A 16,420-nucleotide genomic window follows, 5' to 3' on the forward strand; every position below is an offset into this window, starting at 1 on the left:
GGTATCAGTCCCAGATTGGCGCCAGGCCGTCAGGGCTGACTTCGCGACCATTGCGCTCGAGCTTGGCGATGCGTGCCATGTCGTCGGCGTCCAGCTTCAGGTCACGGGCGAGCAGGTTGCTGGCCAGGTTTTCGCGCTTGGTCGACGACGGGATCACTGCGTAGCCCAGCTGCAGGGCCCAGGCCAGGGCAACCTGAGCGACGGTGGCCTTGTGCTTGGCGGCGATGTCGGCCAGTACCGGATCTTTCAGCACCTTGCCGTAGGCCAGGGTCATGTAGGAGGTGACGGTGATGCCTTGCTCCTTGAGGAAGGCGGTCAGCTTGCTGTTCTGCAGGTACGGGCTGAGTTCGATCTGGTTGGTGGCGATTTCGCCTTTGCCGACCACTTCGATGGCTTGGCGGGTCAGGTCGATGTTGAAGTTGGACACGCCGATCTGGCGGGTCAGGCCCAGCTTCTTGGCTTCGGCCAGGGCCGCCATGTACTCGGGCAGCTCAACGCCGTTGCCCGGGGCAGGCCAGTGGATGAGCAGCAGGTCGACGTAGTCGGTGCGCAGCTTCTGCAGGCTGTCGCGCAGGCTGGGGATCAGCTTGTCGGCGGCGTAGTTTTCGACCCATATCTTGGTGGTGATGAACAGCTCGTCGCGCTTGACGCCGCTTTCGGCGATGGCTTGGCCGACGTCGGCTTCGTTCTGGTAGATCTGCGCAGTGTCGATGACCCGGTAGCCCAGTTCCAGGGCCGACTTGACCGAGTCGATGACGGCTTGGCCGGTGAGGCGGAAGGTGCCGAGGCCGAAGGATGGAATGCTCATGGATCTGCTCCTGGTGAGTAAGGGAGGTGAACTGAACCGAGACTCAAGGCTCGGGCTGTTCGTGTGGGAGCAGTGTGCGGGTTTGGCGGGGATTGATTAAGCTGGGGCAGGGCCAAGGTCCTTTGTCCTGCAGTCAAGAATAGGCGGGCCGATCGTGAGCGAACGCCAGGCGATTCATCCCGCTCCCTGGCGCCCGCTGAAGGGCGACAGGGGCAGGCAGATGCAATCATCAGTCGTCGATCAACGCCGGGTTGGACTGCAGCAACCACAGGTTCCGCAGCGACTGGACCTGCTGCTCGAGCCTGGAGCCAAGGCCAAGACGTCGCGCCTGCCGGTCCTGGGCCAGGAACTCATCGAGCATGTCCAGCAGGTCGCGTGACTGTGCGGCCGAGGCAGAGGTGGTCATGTCAGACTGCAGTTCGGCTTGCTGGTAGGTGCGTACACGCTCCTGCTGACTGGCCTGCTGGGTGGCAGTGGCCTCGACCAGGACATTGTTGACAAAGCCTATGCGGGTCGAACTGCTGGCTTGGTCATGCACCTCATGATAACGGTAGTCCTGCGATTTGCTGTCGAGCGTGAGTTGCAGCTCTACCCAGGGGTTGAGGCTCTCGTGCCAAGAGGCCTTCAGCGTGCTCTGCTGGTCCTGTTGCAGGCTCAGGTTCGCTGCCCCGCCATTGCGGGTGGTGGTCTGTGAAACGGTGTAATCGAAGCTGTCTATCTCATGCGGGCGCATGGGGTTGGTTCGCTGCTCGGGTGTAGTGAGCGAAGCATTGAAATCGGCCATGCCACTGAGCAGCAGGCGGCTGGTCTTGTTCAGCCAGGTGTCATGATTGGCTGGGCGCAGGGCTGCGTCGTCCACGCTATTGAGCTGGCGGAATGCATCTTTGAAAAGCGTCATCAGCTGTTCATTGCCGTTCCCGCGTTGCTGCGCGGCGTCGAATTGGGTCAGGTAGTTCGACACTGCTGCTTGCCGTTGCGCCTCGCTGCCGAGCAAGGTGCCGCCTTGGGTGTCGAAGTTCATTGTCACATTGCCGGACGGTGCCTGGAGTTCCAGGCTGCGCGTATGCTCGTCCATTTGCAGGGCAAACGTCTGCCGAGCACCGCCTGCGGTTTCCAGCTGTGCCTTGAACTGCAGGCCGGTGAAGAGTGCGGGGTCTAGCTTGACCAGCGCGCCGAGCTTCAGGCCAGGGGGTTCCTGAGCAAGGCCGTTGAGGGCACCTTGGAAGCTGTCCGCCATCTTAGTCAGGCCGTCGAGTTCGCCGGCGGTCAGGTTGCCACCGAGCACCTCGGCATCTACCGCCAAGCCTCTGTCGCTGTTGTAAAGCCCCAGTGAAACGGTCGCGCCGGAGGCCGTGTTCAGGGTGAAGGTCACGCTGTCCGTGGCGAATTCGCGCAACCTGGCCTGTTGAAGCCCAAGCAGCATGGGTTCTGTTGCCGTAGCGCTGTCAATTGCCAAGCCTGATTGGGAAATGCGTTGCCCGCCATTGGCTGCCAGTTGTTCCAGCAATGCTGCACCCAGTCCCTGGAACCGGGATGCGGTGGAGGAGGACTGAATCGCGCTGTACATGTTCAGGCTCAGCCTGTCGATGCCGTCATGCTCCCAGACATAGCGAACCTGCCCACTGCCGAGGGTACCTTTGGCATTGTAAATGCCGATGTCGGTGCTGGGCGGCGACTGGCCTATGCTGACCTTGCTGCTTGCAGCTGTGGCGCTTGCGGCTTTCACGGCATTGCCTGGTGTTACCGTGGAAGCGGGAAGGTAGGTCTGCGTCGTGCGTATGATCGGTGTAATCGGATTCATTCACGCTCCCTGCGCTTTACTGATACGTTCCTGCGTGATGTCGGCAAGCCATCGGCGAACTTGAATTCTCGATCAGGAAACGCAACGGCCCGCCATGAAGGCGGGCCGTCTGGCATTGCAAGGTGACGATCAGCGGCGGCGGAACAGCGGCAGCGGCTCGTCAGTGGCGGCCTGGTAGGTCACCGAGAAGTCCTTCAGGCTTTGCAGTGCGTCTTCCGGGTCCTTGTCGGCCCGGATGGCAAATGCGTCGAAACCGCAACGGGCCATGAAGAACAGCTGGTCGCGCAACACGTCGCCAATGGCGCGCAGCTCGCCCTTGAACTTGTAGCGGTCACGCAGCAGGCGCGCATTGGAGTAGTTGCGCCCGTCTGTGAACGCCGGGAAGTTCAGTGCGATGACCTGGAAGTGCTGCACCTCTTCGCCGATTTCTTCGGCTTCTTCGTCACTGTCCAGCCATATGCCCAGCCCGCCGTCGCGGGCCTTGAGCGCATGGGCATGGTCGCGCCACATCTGCAGCGGGACGATGTAGTCGTCGCAGTTGGTCAGCTCGTCAAAGGACGTTTCCTTGGGCAGTAGATGCCAGGTTTCGTCGACGATCTGGTTGTTCTTAATGATTCGCTGCATAGACGCGTTCCTTGAAGGGGTCGATGCCGATACGCTGGTAGGTGTCGATGAAACGCTCTTCCTCGGTACGTTGCTCGACGTACACGGCGATCAGCTTCTCGATCACATCGGCCATGTCATCCTGAGCGAAGGACGGGCCGAGGATCTTGCCCAGGCTCGCGCCGCGTGCGGCATTGCCACCCAGCGACACCTGGTAGAACTCCTCACCCTTCTTGTCCACGCCGAGGATGCCGATGTGGCCCACGTGGTGGTGGCCGCAGGCGTTCATGCAGCCGGAGATGTTCAGGTCGATCTCACCGATGTCGAACAGGTAGTCCAGGTCGTCGAAGCGGCGCTGGATGGATTCGGCGATCGGGATCGACTTGGCGTTGGCCAGCGAGCAGTAGTCACCACCCGGGCAGCAGATGATGTCGGTCAGCAGGCCGATGTTCGGGGTTGCAAAGCCGCTTTCGCGCAGTTCCAGCCACAGGGCGTGCAGCTGCCGCTGCTCGACGTCGGCCAGAATGATGTTCTGCTCGTGCGAGGTCCGCAGGAAGCCGAAGCTGTAGCGCTCGGCCAGGTCGGCCACGGCGTCCAGCTGCTTGTCGGTCAGGTCGCCCGGTGCAACGCCGGTGGGCTTGAGCGACAGGGTCACGGCCACGTAGCCAGGGCGCTTGTGGGCGCGGGTGTTGCGCGAGCGCCAGCGGGCGAAGCCTGGGTACTCGGCGTCCTGGGCGGCATAGTCGAAGTTGTCCAGGGCCAGGTAGGCCGGGTCGACGAAGTGGCGCGATACACGCTGCACTTCGGCTTCGGTCAGGGTGGTGCTGCCGCCACGCAGGTGGACCATTTCGGCCTCGACCTTTTCGGCGAACACTTCCGGGGTAAGTGCCTTGACCAGGATCTTGATCCGCGCCTTGTACTTGTTGTCACGGCGACCGTAACGGTTGTACACGCGCAGGATGGCGTCGAGGTAGCTGATCAGGTCCTGCCACGGCAGGAACTCGTTGATGAACGAACCCACCACCGGGGTACGGCCCAGGCCGCCACCGACCAGTACACGGAAGCCCAGCTCGCCAGCGGCATTGCGCACCGGCTCCAGGCCGATGTCGTGCACTTCGATGGCGGCGCGGTCTTCCTGCGAGCCGTTGATCGCAATCTTGAACTTGCGCGGCAGGTAGGCGAATTCCGGGTGGAAGGTGGTCCACTGGCGGACGATCTCGCACCACGGACGCGGGTCGACGATTTCGTCTGCGGCCACACCGGCGAACTGGTCGGTGGTGGTGTTGCGCAGGCAGTTGCCGCTGGTCTGGATTGCGTGCATCTGCACGGTGGCCAGTTCGGCGAGGATGTCCGGGATGTCTTCCAGGGCCGGCCAGTTGAACTGCACGTTCTGGCGGGTGGAGATGTGGGCATAGCCCTTGTCGTAGTCGCGGGCGATCTTGGCCAGGGTGCGGACCTGGGTGGCGTTCAGCTGGCCGTACGGCACGGCGACGCGCAGCATCGGTGCGAAACGTTGGATGTAAAGGCCGTTCTGCAGGCGCAGAGGGCGGAATTCTTCTTCGCTCAGCTCACCGGCCAGATAGCGGCGGGTCTGATCACGGAACTGCTTGACGCGGTCCTCGATGATCCGCTGATCGTACTCGTCGTATACGTACATAAAAGTCCTGTCTCAGGCATGCAGCTATTCGCGCGCACGGCCGCGCACTCCGCTTCGGAGCCGGGGAACGATAGCAGGTTGCGTTTATGCGCTAAAGTGATGTTTTTGCATATGAAAAGAACCAAATGGACTATGTGAGACTGACTGCCATTTGTGTGCTCGGTATGGCCTGGCGTTTATAATCCGGTGTTTGCTTCGCAGGGATGTCAGCCCATGCTCAAGGCATTGTGCCAAAGCTTGTGTCTTGTCTTGCCGCTGGCGGCAAGCGCGCAGCCGGTTTCGGTGGTTTTCCTCAACCCGGGCCTGTCCACCGAGACGTTCTGGACCAGCTATAGCCGCTTCATGCAGGCCGCTGCGCACGACCTGGGCATGACCCTGCGCGTGGAGTACAGCGAACGCCGCGCCGACCTGGCGCTGACCCACGCCAGGGCGATCCTGGGCGGGCCGCAGCGCCCGGATTACCTGGTGCTGGTCAACGAGCAGTACGTGGCGCCGGAGATCATCCGCCTGTCGCGCGGCAGCGGGGTCAAGCTGTTCCTGGTCAACAACGGCCTGACTGCCAGCCAGGCCCGCAGCATCGAGGCCCAGCCCGGCAAATACGCCGAGCTGCTGGGCACCTTGACTGCCAACGACGAGCAGGCGGGCTTCCAGATGTTGCACCAGATGGTCGCGCAATTGCCCCGCGACAGTGGCCCGGTGGACCTGCTGGCGTTTGCCGGGGTCAAGACCACCCCGGCCTCGCAGCTGCGAGAGGAGGGCATGCGCCGCGCCCTGGCCGACTTCCCCCAGGTGCGCCTGCGCCAGGTGGTATATGGCGGCTGGAGCCGCCAGCGCGCCTACGAGCAGGCGCAGCAACTGCTGGAGCGCTATCCGGCCACCCGCCTGGTGTGGTCGGCCAACGACGAAATGGCCTTTGGTGCCATGCAGGCGTTCGAAGAGGCGGGGCGTACGCCGGGGCGCGATGTGCTGTTCAGCGCCATCAACAGCTCGCCCGAGGCCCTGAAGGCACGTATCGACGGGCGCCTCAGCGTGCTGATGGGCGGGCATTTCAGCCTCGGCGGCTGGGCCATGGTGATGCTGCACGACGATGCCCTGGGGCTGGCAGTGAACCGTGATGGCCTGCGCGAGCATCGCGTGCCGGTGTTGCAACCGATCGACCAGGGCAAGGCGAGCCGATGGCTGAAACTCCTGGAACAGCCCGACTACGGCATCGATTTCAAGCATTACAGTGCCGAAGGGCGGCCGCCCGATTACCAGTACCCGTTTCTGACATCACCGATCAATTATTGAAAGACCTTGCTTGAGGGAAGGGCATTTCTCGTCTTAACTGCTGGTGGTGAAGTGCATTCCCATAACCACTACAAGAGGCAATGCAATGGGAAACTCAACCAAGGTCCGCAAAGCTGACAGCAGCGTCGATGCCTGGGCGATCCTCTGCCTGATCGTTCTGGTGGTGGTCACTGCCGTGTATTGGGTCAGCCACCAGTAGACTTGTATTCAAGACCGTGATGCAGCCGGAGCGCCTGCGGGAGGGAGTCCCGCAGGCGTTTTTGCTTTGCCTGTGCCGGCCCTTGCGCGCGCTTGCCCGCTCCCACAGGTAAATCACTGCCCTTCAAGGGCTAGCGAGCAAGGTGCATGGCCAACTGTACCAGGCCGATCAGCACGGCAATGAACACCAGGGTGAACAGCGTCCCCAGCGCAATGAAATGGCTGGCCTTGCCGTGTGTGAAGTCGCGGGCGCGGTTCTTGCCGCTTTGCACGCCGAAGGCGGCAGCGAGGATGCTGTGCAGCATCTGCCAGAAGGTAGGGGACTTGCCCTGGCTGGAATCGTCCATGGTGGCTCCTGAGGAAATCAGAGGCAATCAGGGACAGTGTAGGTGGCTATTTGGGCTGCTGTGCAGCCCATCGCGACACAAGGCCGCTCCTACAAGGGATTGCATTCTCCTGTAGGAGCGGCCTTGTGTCGCGATGGGCCGCAAAGCGGCCCCAAGGGACTTAGCTGTCGTAACCCAGGTTAGGCGCCAACCAGCGCTCGCTCACACTCACATCCTGGCCCTTGCGCGCGCTGTAGCGCTCGATCTGGTCCTTGTCGACCTTGCCCACCGCAAAGTACTGCGCCTGTGGGTGGGCGAAGTACCAGCCGCTGACCGCCGCCGCCGGGAACATTGCGAAGTGGTCGGTGAGGAACACGCCGCTCGGCCCGGTCTCGCCGATGGCAGTGCCATCAAGCAGGCGGAAAAGGGTTTCCTTCTCGGTGTGGTCCGGGCACGCCGGGTAGCCGGGCGCCGGGCGAATGCCGCGGTACTGCTCCTTGATGAGCGCCTCGTTGTCCAGGTGTTCGTCGCGGGCATAACCCCAGTGCTCTTTACGCACCTGCTCGTGCAGCCATTCGGCACAGGCCTCGGCCAGGCGGTCGGCCAGGGCCTTGACCATGATCGAGCTGTAGTCGTCGCCCTTGTCCTGGTAAGCCTTGGCCACTTCCTCGGCACCGATGCCGGCGGTGGTGATGAAACCGCCGACGTAATCGGTAACGCCGCTGGTCTTCGGCGCGACGAAGTCGGCCAGCGACCAGTTGGGCTTGCCGTCCGGCTTGATGGTCTGCTGGCGCAGGTGGTGCAGGGTAGCCAGGGCCTGGCCGTCCTCGCCGTACACCTCGATATCGTCATCGGCCACCTGGTTGGCCGGCCAGAAGCCGAACACCGCGCGGGCGCTGATCAGTTTTTCGTCGATCAGCTTGTCGAGCATCTCGCGGGCATCCTTGTACAGCGCCGTGGCCGCCTCGCCGACCACTTCGTCGGTGAGGATGCGCGGGAACTTGCCGGCCAGGTCCCAGGAGATGAAGAACGGGGTCCAGTCGATGTACTCGGCCAGGGTGCGCAGGTCGATGTCTTCCAGCACCTTGACGCCGGTGAAGGAGGGTACTGCTGGCTGGTAGCCAGCCCAGTCGTATTGCGGCTTGGCGGCGATCGCCTGGGCATAGCTCAGGCGCTCGGTACGGGCACTGCGGTTGGCGGTGCGCTCGCGTACTTCCTCGTATTCCTGGCGGGTCTTCTCGACGAAGCCGGCTTTCAGCTCCTTGGACAGCAGCTGGGTGGCAACGCCCACCGCACGGGAGGCGTCGGTGACGTAGACCACGGCGTCGTTGCTGTACTTGGGCTCGATCTTGACTGCGGTATGCGCCTTGGAGGTGGTGGCGCCGCCAATCATCAGCGGCAACTGGAAGCCCTGGCGCTGCATTTCGCGGGCAACGTGGACCATCTCGTCCAGCGACGGCGTGATCAGGCCGGACAGGCCAATGATGTCGCACTTCTCGTCACGGGCGGTTTGCAGGATCTTCTCGGCCGGCACCATCACGCCGAGGTCGACGATGTCGTAGCCGTTGCAGCCGAGCACCACGCCGACGATGTTCTTGCCGATGTCGTGCACGTCGCCTTTTACCGTGGCCATCAGGATCTTGCCCTTGGCTTCCGGCTTGTCGCCTTTCTCGGCTTCGATGAACGGGATCAGGTGCGCTACCGCCTGCTTCATTACCCGGGCCGACTTGACCACCTGGGGCAGGAACATCTTGCCCGCGCCGAACAGGTCGCCGACCACGTTCATGCCATTCATCAGCGGGCCTTCGATCACTTCGATCGGGCGGGTGCACTGCTGGCGGCATTCTTCGGTGTCTTCGACGATGAACGCGGTGATGCCCTTGACCAGCGCGTGCTCCAGGCGTTTTTCCACCGGCAGCGAGCGCCACTCTTCGTTTTCCACTTCCTTGGTTGCGCCGCCGCCCTTGTAGTCGTCGGCGATGGCCAGCAGTGCGTCGGTGCCATGCGGGGTACGGTTGAGTACCACGTCCTCGACCTTTTCACGCAGGGCAGCCGGGATCTCGTCATAGATCTCCAGCTGGCCGGCGTTGACGATACCCATGGTCAGGCCGTTCTGGATCGCGTGGTACAGGAACACCGAGTGGATGGCTTCACGCACCGGGTTGTTGCCACGGAACGAGAACGACACGTTGGATACACCGCCCGAGCTCAGGGCGTGCGGCAGGTGGTCGCGGATGTAGGCGCAGGCCTCGATGAAATCGACGGCGTAGTTGTTGTGCTCTTCGATGCCGGTGGCGACAGCAAAGATGTTCGGGTCGAAGATGATGTCTTCCGGCGGGAAGCCCACTTCATTGACCAGAATGTCGTAGCTGCGCTGGCAGATTTCCTTCTTGCGCGCGGCAGTGTCGGCCTGGCCGACTTCGTCGAAGGCCATCACCACCACGGCAGCGCCATAGCGCTTGCACAGGCGGGCGTGGTGCTTGAACTGCTCGACGCCTTCCTTCATGGAAATGGAGTTGACGATGCCCTTGCCCTGGATGCACTTGAGGCCCGCTTCGATCACTTCCCACTTGGACGAGTCGATCATGATCGGCACGCGCGAGATGTCCGGCTCGCCGGCGATCAGGTTGAGGAAGCGGACCATGGCGGCCTGGGAGTCGAGCATCCCTTCGTCCATGTTGATGTCGATCACCTGGGCGCCGGCCTCGACTTGCTGCAGGGCGACTTCCAGGGCTTCGGTGTAGTTCTCTTCACGGATCAGCCGGGCGAACTTGGCGGAGCCGGTGATGTTGGTGCGCTCGCCGACGTTGACGAACAGCGACTGGCGGTCGATGGTGAACGGCTCCAGGCCCGACAGGCGGCAGGCCTTGGCGATTTCCGGAATCTCGCGCGGCTTGTACTTGGCCACGGCCTCGGCGATGGCCTGGATGTGGCCGGGAGTGGTGCCGCAGCAGCCGCCGATGATGTTGAGGAAGCCGCTGGCGGCGAATTCCTCGACCACCACGGCCATTTCCGCCGGGGTTTCGTCGTATTCACCAAAGGCGTTCGGCAGGCCGGCGTTGGGGTGGGCCGAGACATGGGTGTCGGCCTTGGTCGCCAGCTCTTCCAGGTACGGGCGCAGGTCCTTGGCGCCGAGGGCGCAGTTCAGGCCCACGGAAATCGGCTTGGCATGGCGCACCGAGTTCCAGAACGCTTCGGTGGTCTGGCCCGACAGGGTACGGCCCGAGGCGTCTGTGATGGTGCCGGAGATCATGATCGGCAGTTCGATGCCGTCTTCCTCGAACACCTGCTGCACGGCGAAGATCGCCGCCTTGGCGTTGAGGGTGTCGAAGATGGTCTCGATCAGCAGCAGGTCGGCGCCACCCTCGATCAGGCCGCGGGTGGCCTCGATGTAGTTCGTTACCAGTTCGTCGAAGGTGACGTTGCGGTAGCCGGGGTCGTTGACGTCCGGGGAAATCGAGCAGGTGCGGCTGGTAGGGCCGAGCACGCCGGCGACGAAGCGCGGCTTGTGCGGGGTTTCCAGGGTCTTGGCATCGGCCACCTGGCGGGCGATGCGCGCGCCCTCGACGTTCAGCTCGTAGACCAGCGACTCCATGCCGTAGTCGGCCTGGGAAATCTGCGTGGCGTTGAAGGTGTTGGTTTCGAGGATATCGGCGCCGGCATCCAGGTAGGCCTTTTCGATGGCTGCGATCACATCCGGGCGGCTGAGCAGCAACAGGTCGTTGTTACCCTTGACATCGCTTGGCCAATCGGCGAAGCGCGTGCCACGATAGTCGTGTTCCTCGAGCCGGTAGCTTTGGATCATAGTACCCATGCCGCCGTCGAGGATCAGGATGCGCTCCTTGAGTGCGTTCTGGAGTGCTTGGAGACGAGCGCTGCGGTCGGACATAGGAACTACCTGGTCGGGCAAATTTCAGAAGGTGCAGAATCATAACAAAGCTGCGCGGTTTTTAGGCGCATCGCCCATTTGCATGAAAATGGCTCATGTTGGGCGGGCGTCGGCGAAGCAGGGCACCCAAGGACGACCAGGCAACAAATCGTGATGGCTTTCAATACCCAGGACTTTCCGCACATGGTGCATCGTATTCTTGCCGGCGTTTTCGCCCTGCTCATCAGCAGTGTGGCGTTCGGGCAAGCCCCCCAGTCGAGCCCGGCTATTTCCTACACCCGGGACATTCAACCGATCTTCACCGAGAAATGCGTGGCCTGCCACGCCTGCAACGACGCCGCCTGCCAGCTGAAGCTGGAAAGCCCTGAAGGCGCGGTGCGCGGCGCCACCAAGGTTCCCGTGTACCAGGGCGAGCGCAGCAAGGCAGTGCCCACCACGCGGCTGTTCTACGACGCCCATAGCGAGGGCGAGTGGCGCAAGAAGGGCTTCTACTCGGTGCTCGACAACCAGGGCAGCCAGGCCGCGCTGATGGCGCGCATGCTCGAGCTGGGGCACAAGACCCCGCTCACGCCCAATGCCAAGCTGCCCGAGGAAATCGTCCTGGGCCTGAACCGCAACAACATGTGCCCGTTGCCGCATGAGTTCGATGCCTATGCCGGCGCTCACCCCAAGGAAGGCATGCCACTGGCGGTGACCGGCCTGACCGACAAGGAATACGACACCATGCGCCGCTGGTTGGCCGCCGGTGCACCCGTCGAGTACCAGCCGATCAAGCCAAGCGCGGCCGAAGCCAAGCAGATTGCCGACTGGGAAGAGCTGCTCAACCGCCCGGGTTCCACCGAGGCGCTGGTCGGCCGCTGGCTGTACGAGCACCTGTTCCTGGCGCACATCTATTTCGTTGGTGGCGAGCAGGGCCACTTCTTCCAGTGGGTGCGTTCGCGTACACCGAGCGGTCAGCCGGTCGACCTGATCGCCACGCGCCGCCCCAACGACCCGCCGGGCACCGACTTCTACTACCGGTTGATCCCGGTGCAGGGCGTGATCGTGCACAAGACGCACATCACCTATCCGATGGGGCCGCAGAAGCTCAAGCGGGTCAAGCAACTGTTCTACGCCGGCGACTGGCATGCCACTGCGCTGCCAGGCTACGGCCCGCGCCACCGGGCCAACCCGTTCGAAACCTTCGAAGCGATCCCGGCAGTGGCGCGCTACCAGTTCATGCTGGATAACGCCGAGTACTTCGTGCGCACTTTCATCCGTGGCCCGGTATGCCGTGGGCAGATTGCCACCGACGTGATCCGCGACAACTTCTGGGCGCTGTTCCAGGAGCCGGCCCATGACCGCTATATCACCGATGCCAAGTACCGTGGCGAGGCCACACCGCTGCTGGCCATGCCTGGGCAGATCGATGACGTGGGCAGCGTGCTGAGCCTGTGGCACGCCTACCGCGACAAGCGCAACGAGTACGAAAAACTGCGCCGCGAAGCCTATGCCGACATGCCGGCCCCGGGCTGGGCGACGCTGTGGGCCGGTAACGACAACGCGTTGCTGAGCATCTTCCGCCACTTCGACAGCGCCTCGGTGACCAAGGGCCTGATCGGTGATGTGCCGCTGACCGTGTGGCTGTTCGACTACCCGTTGTTCGAGCGCACCTATTACCAGCTGGCGGTCAACTTCGATGTGTTCGGCAACGTCTCGCACCAGTTGCAGACGCGCCTGTACTTCGACCTGATCCGCAACGGCGCCGAGGTCAACTTCCTGCGCCTGATGCCGGCCGACCAGCGCAAGGCGATCCTCGGTGACTGGTACCAGAACAGCGGCAAGGTGAAGATGTGGATGGATTATGAAGACATCGACACCGACACCCCGAGCGGTATCCAGCTCGACCCGCGCAACCCCAAGCGCGACTTCGGCCTGAAGCTTCTGCAGCGTACCGGCAGCCTGAATGCCGCGCCTGACCCGATCAACCGCTGCCAGGGTGCGTTCTGTTCACGGCCGCAGGTGAGCGAAGAGTTCCGCAATGCCGAACAATCGCTCAGCCGCCTGGTGTCGCGCCCGGCTGCCGGGTTGAAGGTCATCAACCAGCTGCCCGAAGCGACCATGCTGCGCATCGAAGGGCAGGGCGGCCAGCGCCAGGTATACAGCCTGCTGCGCAACCGCGCGCACAGCAACGTGGCGTTCCTGCTGGGCGAGGCGTACCGCTACCAGCCGGGGCTGGATACCTTGACCCTGTACCCGGGCGTGCTCAGCAGCTACCCCAACTTCATCTTCAACATCCCGACCAGTGATGTGCCGGAGTTCGTCGAGGACATGGAGTACGCGAAAGATGACCCGGCCAGGTTCGAGCGCATCGTCATGCGCTGGGGTGTGCGTCGCAGTCACCCAGAGTTCTGGCGCTACTTCCATGACCTGAACAGCTTCATCAAGGAGACCGAACCGGTCGAGGCGGGCGTGCTGGACATGAACCGCTACGAGAACCTCTGATCGGTCGGGCTGACCTTTCCGATTACCCTGCGGTCGGAATGGGTGGGTGGTCCGGGGGCTGCTGTGCAGCCCGATCGCCGGCAAGCCAGCTCCCACAGGGGCCGCACATGCCTGAAGGCTGAGCAGTCCTTGTGGGAGCCGGCTGGCCGGCGATGGAGCGCAACGTGCTCCCAAAGGCCTCAATGCACCGGCAAGCGCAGGGTACTCCATGCTGTATTCGCTTCAAGCACTGCGGGCGTTCGCCGCCTGGGTGGTGGTCTGTCACCATTTCATGCAGATTTTCTTCGACTTCCAAGCCTCCGGCCCTATCGGCCAACTGCTCAGCGACCGCGGCGCCGCAGGCGTCGACATCTTCTTCGTCATCAGCGGGCTGGTCATCTACCTGTCGACCTGCGACAAGGCCATCGAGCCCCGCCAGTTCCTGCTCAACCGGGCGCTGCGTATCGTCCCGGCCTACTGGTTCTACACGGCGCTGATGGCAACCCTGCTGCTGGCCTTCAGCCAATGGATGCCACACCAGGCATTCACCTGGCACCACCTGCTGCTGTCGCTGCTGTTCATCCCGGCGGAAAACCCCGGTGGCTACGGCTTGTACCCGACCCTGAACGTGGGCTGGACGCTTAACTTCGAGATGTTCTTCTACCTGCTGTTCGGCCTGGCCTTCCTGGTGCGCCGCCGTCATCACCAGTTGCTGGTCACCGCCGCGCTACTGCTGGCCAGCGAGCTGCTGGGCCGACTGGGCGTGCTCAGCCGCTTCTACGGCAACGACATCATCTACGAATTCCTGCTCGGCATCGGCCTGGGCGTGCTGCACCGTCGCGGGCTCATCCACCAGGGCCGCTTGCTACCGTTGGCGTTGCTGGCAGTGGCAGGCCTTGCCATCTACCACTTGGACGCTTCCTGGCGCTTGCTGCACTGGGGCGTGCCGAGCGCAATGATCGTGCTGGCCTTCGTCGCCCTGGAGCCACTGTTCCGCGGCAACCGGCTGCTCAAGGCGCTGGGCGACTGTTCGTATTCGGTGTACCTGGTCCATGTGCTGGTGCTGTACGCCGGCTGGTTCGCCAGCCAGCGCCTGCAGTTGAACCCGTACCTGGTGTTCGCCCTGTGCGTGCCGTCCATTGGACTAATGTCGTGGTTCAGCTACCAGTGGCTGGAGCGCGGGCTGTACCGGCGCATGCAGGCCTGGCTGGCGGCACCACGGGGGCAGGCCCCTGAATACGCGCTTTCCCGAGTCAAATACTAGGACTTTGTTCGAAAGCCGGGTTGGCGTACACTTGGCCGCAAGTCTGTGAGGAACCTACATGAGCGCTATAACCATTACCGACGCCGCCCATGACTACCTGGCCGATCTGCTCTCCAAGCAGAACACGCCTGGCATCGGCATTCGCATTTTCATCACCCAGCCGGGCACCCAGTACGCCGAAACCTGCATCGCCTACTGCAAGCCGGGCGAAGAGAAGCCTGACGATACCGCCGTGGGCCTGAAGAGCTTCACCGCTTACCTGGACGCGGTCAGCGTGCCCTTCCTGGAAGACGCGCTGGTCGACTATGCCACCGACCGCATGGGTGGCCAGCTGACCATCAAGGCACCGAATGCCAAGGTGCCGATGGTCAACGAAGACAGCCCGATCAACGAGCGCATCAATTACTACCTGCAGACCGAGATCAACCCCGGCCTGGCCAGCCACGGCGGCCAGGTGAGCCTGGTGGATGTGGTCGACGACGGCATTGCCGTGCTGCAGTTCGGTGGTGGTTGCCAGGGGTGTGGCCAGGCCGACGTGACCCTGAAGGAAGGCATCGAGCGCACCCTGCTCGAGCGTATTCCCGAGCTGAAGGGCGTGCGTGACGTGACTGACCACAGCCAGAAAGAGAACGCCTACTACTGATGTAGAGGCAGGCGCGGTCTGTTGCGTGTGGGAGCGGCCTTGCGTCGCGAAAGGGCTGCGGAGCGGCCCCAGCAATATCAGCTTCGCCGCCAATACCCCGGGGGCTGCTACGCAGCCCTTTCGCGACGCAAGGCCGCTCCCAAAACGACCGCACAACCTGGTCAGGCCTTAGCAACAAAGTGTTACTGTTTCAACCCCTGCGACAACAGGCCGCAGCCCGTATTCAAAGGGCTGCAGCCAATCCTCGCCTTCGTCGGGTAGAACCCCTTGGGGTGTCATGCCAGAATGCCCCGGTTTTTCGACCGGCCCGTCCCGAGGGCCGGCACCTTCCCTGTAAAGGATGGTTTCATGAATGATCTATATACCCGGCGCGCAGTTGTCGCCGGGATGGGCGTTCTCGGGCTTGGCCTGCTGGCAGGCTGCAGCCCGGCCCGGGGGCTCGAGTTCAAGTACGGCAAGAACATGAGCAACGAAATCCTTGGGCGCAAGTTCAGCCTCAAGGACACCCAAGGCAATGTGCGCACCCTGTCGAGCTTCTACGGCAGCATGCCGATGATCTTCTTCGGCTTCACCCAGTGCCCGGCCGTGTGCCCGACCACCCTGGCGCGCGCGGCGCAAATCCGCAAGCTGCTGCGCGGCCGCGATCGCGACCTGTTCCAGGTGGTGTTGATTACCCTGGACCCGGAGCGCGACACCCCCGAGGTGCTCGATGCCTACGTTAAAGCTTTCGACCCGTCGTTCACCGCGTTGACCGGCACCCCCGAGGAAATCGCCGCGGTGGCCAAGGAATTCAAGGTGTTCTACGAGAAAGTCCCGGCCGGTGATACCTATACCGTCTCTCACTCGTCCACCAGCTACGTCTACGATACGCGTGGCACCCTGCGCCTGAGCCTGGGCCATTCCCTGACCGCCCAGGAATGCGCCGAAGACCTGGTCACACTGATGGAGATCTGCTGAATGTCGATGCAACCGATCAAGCACGGCCTGGCTGCCCTGGTCCTGATGGGCCTGGCACTGCCGGCCCTGGCCCAGACCACCGTAAGCGACGCCTGGGTGCGTGCGACCGTGCCGCACCAGCAGTCCACCGGTGCCTTCATGACCCTGACCGCCAGCAGCGACAGCAAGCTGGTGGGCGTGGCTTCGCCTGTGGCCAAGAGTGTGCAGGTGCACGAGATGACCATGAACGGCGATGTGATGGGCATGCGTGAGGTCAAGGCGGTCGAGTTGCCAGCCGGCAAGGCGGTTACCCTCGACCCGAACAGCCTGCATGTGATGCTGATGGGCCTGAACAACCAGGTGAAGGAAGGCGAGAAAGTGCCGCTGACCCTGAGCATCGAAGATGCCAAGGGGGCCAAGGAAACCCTGGACGTGCAGGCCGAAGTGCGTGCGCTCAACGCCGAGGCGGGCGGCGGGCATGATCACATGCACATGAAGCACTGATCAGGCTGAAACCTTTTGGGGCGCAAAGCGCCCCCGGT

At 63.0% G+C, this 16,420-nt stretch carries 12 protein-coding genes; 6 read left to right on the forward strand and 6 right to left on the reverse strand.

From position 1 onward, the window contains the following. Nucleotides 1-4: 4 nt before the first annotated feature. From dkgB to CAF92_RS08700, 4 genes are all read right to left on the reverse strand, one after another. Nucleotides 5-808: a 2,5-didehydrogluconate reductase DkgB gene (gene dkgB / locus CAF92_RS08685; RefSeq protein ID WP_046615701.1), complete on the reverse strand. Its 804-nt coding sequence runs from the start codon at nt 806-808 to the stop codon at nt 5-7. A 229-nt stretch (nt 809-1,037) separates the two neighbouring features. After that, complete coding sequence (locus tag CAF92_RS08690; protein WP_256573706.1) at nt 1,038-2,534, reverse strand: hypothetical protein; 1,497 nt, start codon at nt 2,532-2,534, stop codon at nt 1,038-1,040. Between the two features lie 204 nt (nt 2,535-2,738). Next, on the reverse strand, nt 2,739-3,233 hold the full coding sequence (locus CAF92_RS08695) for a DUF934 domain-containing protein (protein WP_046615699.1): 495 nt from the start codon (nt 3,231-3,233) through the stop codon (nt 2,739-2,741). Beyond that, nucleotides 3,217-4,869, reverse strand: a complete 1,653-nt coding sequence (locus CAF92_RS08700) for a nitrite/sulfite reductase (RefSeq protein ID WP_085600253.1) — start codon at nt 4,867-4,869, stop codon at nt 3,217-3,219. The genes CAF92_RS08695 and CAF92_RS08700 overlap by 17 nt, the downstream gene beginning before the upstream one ends. 213 nt (nt 4,870-5,082) lie before the next feature. Here CAF92_RS08700 and CAF92_RS08705 point away from each other — a divergent pair, with 213 nt between their 5' ends. Then, the gene (locus CAF92_RS08705; RefSeq protein ID WP_046615697.1) at nt 5,083-6,159 is read left to right on the forward strand and encodes an ABC transporter substrate-binding protein; all 1,077 of its coding nucleotides are present in this window, start codon (nt 5,083-5,085) and stop codon (nt 6,157-6,159) included. A 329-nt stretch (nt 6,160-6,488) separates the two neighbouring features. On the opposite strand, the gene CAF92_RS08710 is transcribed toward CAF92_RS08705, so the two are convergent. Beyond that, on the reverse strand, nt 6,489-6,704 hold the full coding sequence (locus tag CAF92_RS08710) for a DUF2970 domain-containing protein (RefSeq protein WP_085600255.1): 216 nt from the start codon (nt 6,702-6,704) through the stop codon (nt 6,489-6,491). A gap of 160 nt (nt 6,705-6,864) precedes the next feature. Then, complete coding sequence (gene metH, locus CAF92_RS08715; RefSeq protein ID WP_085600257.1) at nt 6,865-10,572, reverse strand: methionine synthase; 3,708 nt, start codon at nt 10,570-10,572, stop codon at nt 6,865-6,867. Nucleotides 10,573-10,755: 183 nt separating this feature from the next. Here metH and CAF92_RS08725 point away from each other — a divergent pair, with 183 nt between their 5' ends. The 5 genes from CAF92_RS08725 (at nt 10,756) to CAF92_RS08745 (ending at nt 16,382) form a co-directional block, all read left to right on the forward strand. After that, nucleotides 10,756-13,056: a fatty acid cis/trans isomerase gene (locus CAF92_RS08725; RefSeq protein ID WP_085600511.1), complete on the forward strand. Its 2,301-nt coding sequence runs from the start codon at nt 10,756-10,758 to the stop codon at nt 13,054-13,056. 208 nt (nt 13,057-13,264) lie between these two features. Continuing rightward, complete coding sequence (locus tag CAF92_RS08730) at nt 13,265-14,299, forward strand: acyltransferase (protein ID WP_046615694.1); 1,035 nt, start codon at nt 13,265-13,267, stop codon at nt 14,297-14,299. A gap of 58 nt (nt 14,300-14,357) precedes the next feature. Then, nucleotides 14,358-14,942 carry a Fe-S biogenesis protein NfuA gene (gene nfuA, locus CAF92_RS08735; RefSeq protein WP_003250416.1) on the forward strand — a complete coding sequence of 195 codons (585 nt, stop codon included), beginning with the start codon at nt 14,358-14,360 and terminating at the stop codon, nt 14,940-14,942. Nucleotides 14,943-15,290: 348 nt separating this feature from the next. After that, nucleotides 15,291-15,899: an SCO family protein gene (locus CAF92_RS08740; protein WP_024086651.1), complete on the forward strand. Its 609-nt coding sequence runs from the start codon at nt 15,291-15,293 to the stop codon at nt 15,897-15,899. Beyond that, nucleotides 15,900-16,382 (forward strand): copper chaperone PCu(A)C, encoded by a 483-nt coding sequence (locus CAF92_RS08745; protein ID WP_085600259.1) that lies wholly within the window; start codon nt 15,900-15,902, stop codon nt 16,380-16,382. It begins immediately after the preceding gene. Nucleotides 16,383-16,420 lie beyond the last annotated feature (38 nt).

Source organism: Pseudomonas sp. B10(2017) (genome assembly GCF_002113295.1).
In the GTDB taxonomy this organism is placed as follows: domain Bacteria; phylum Pseudomonadota; class Gammaproteobacteria; order Pseudomonadales; family Pseudomonadaceae; genus Aquipseudomonas; species Aquipseudomonas pudica.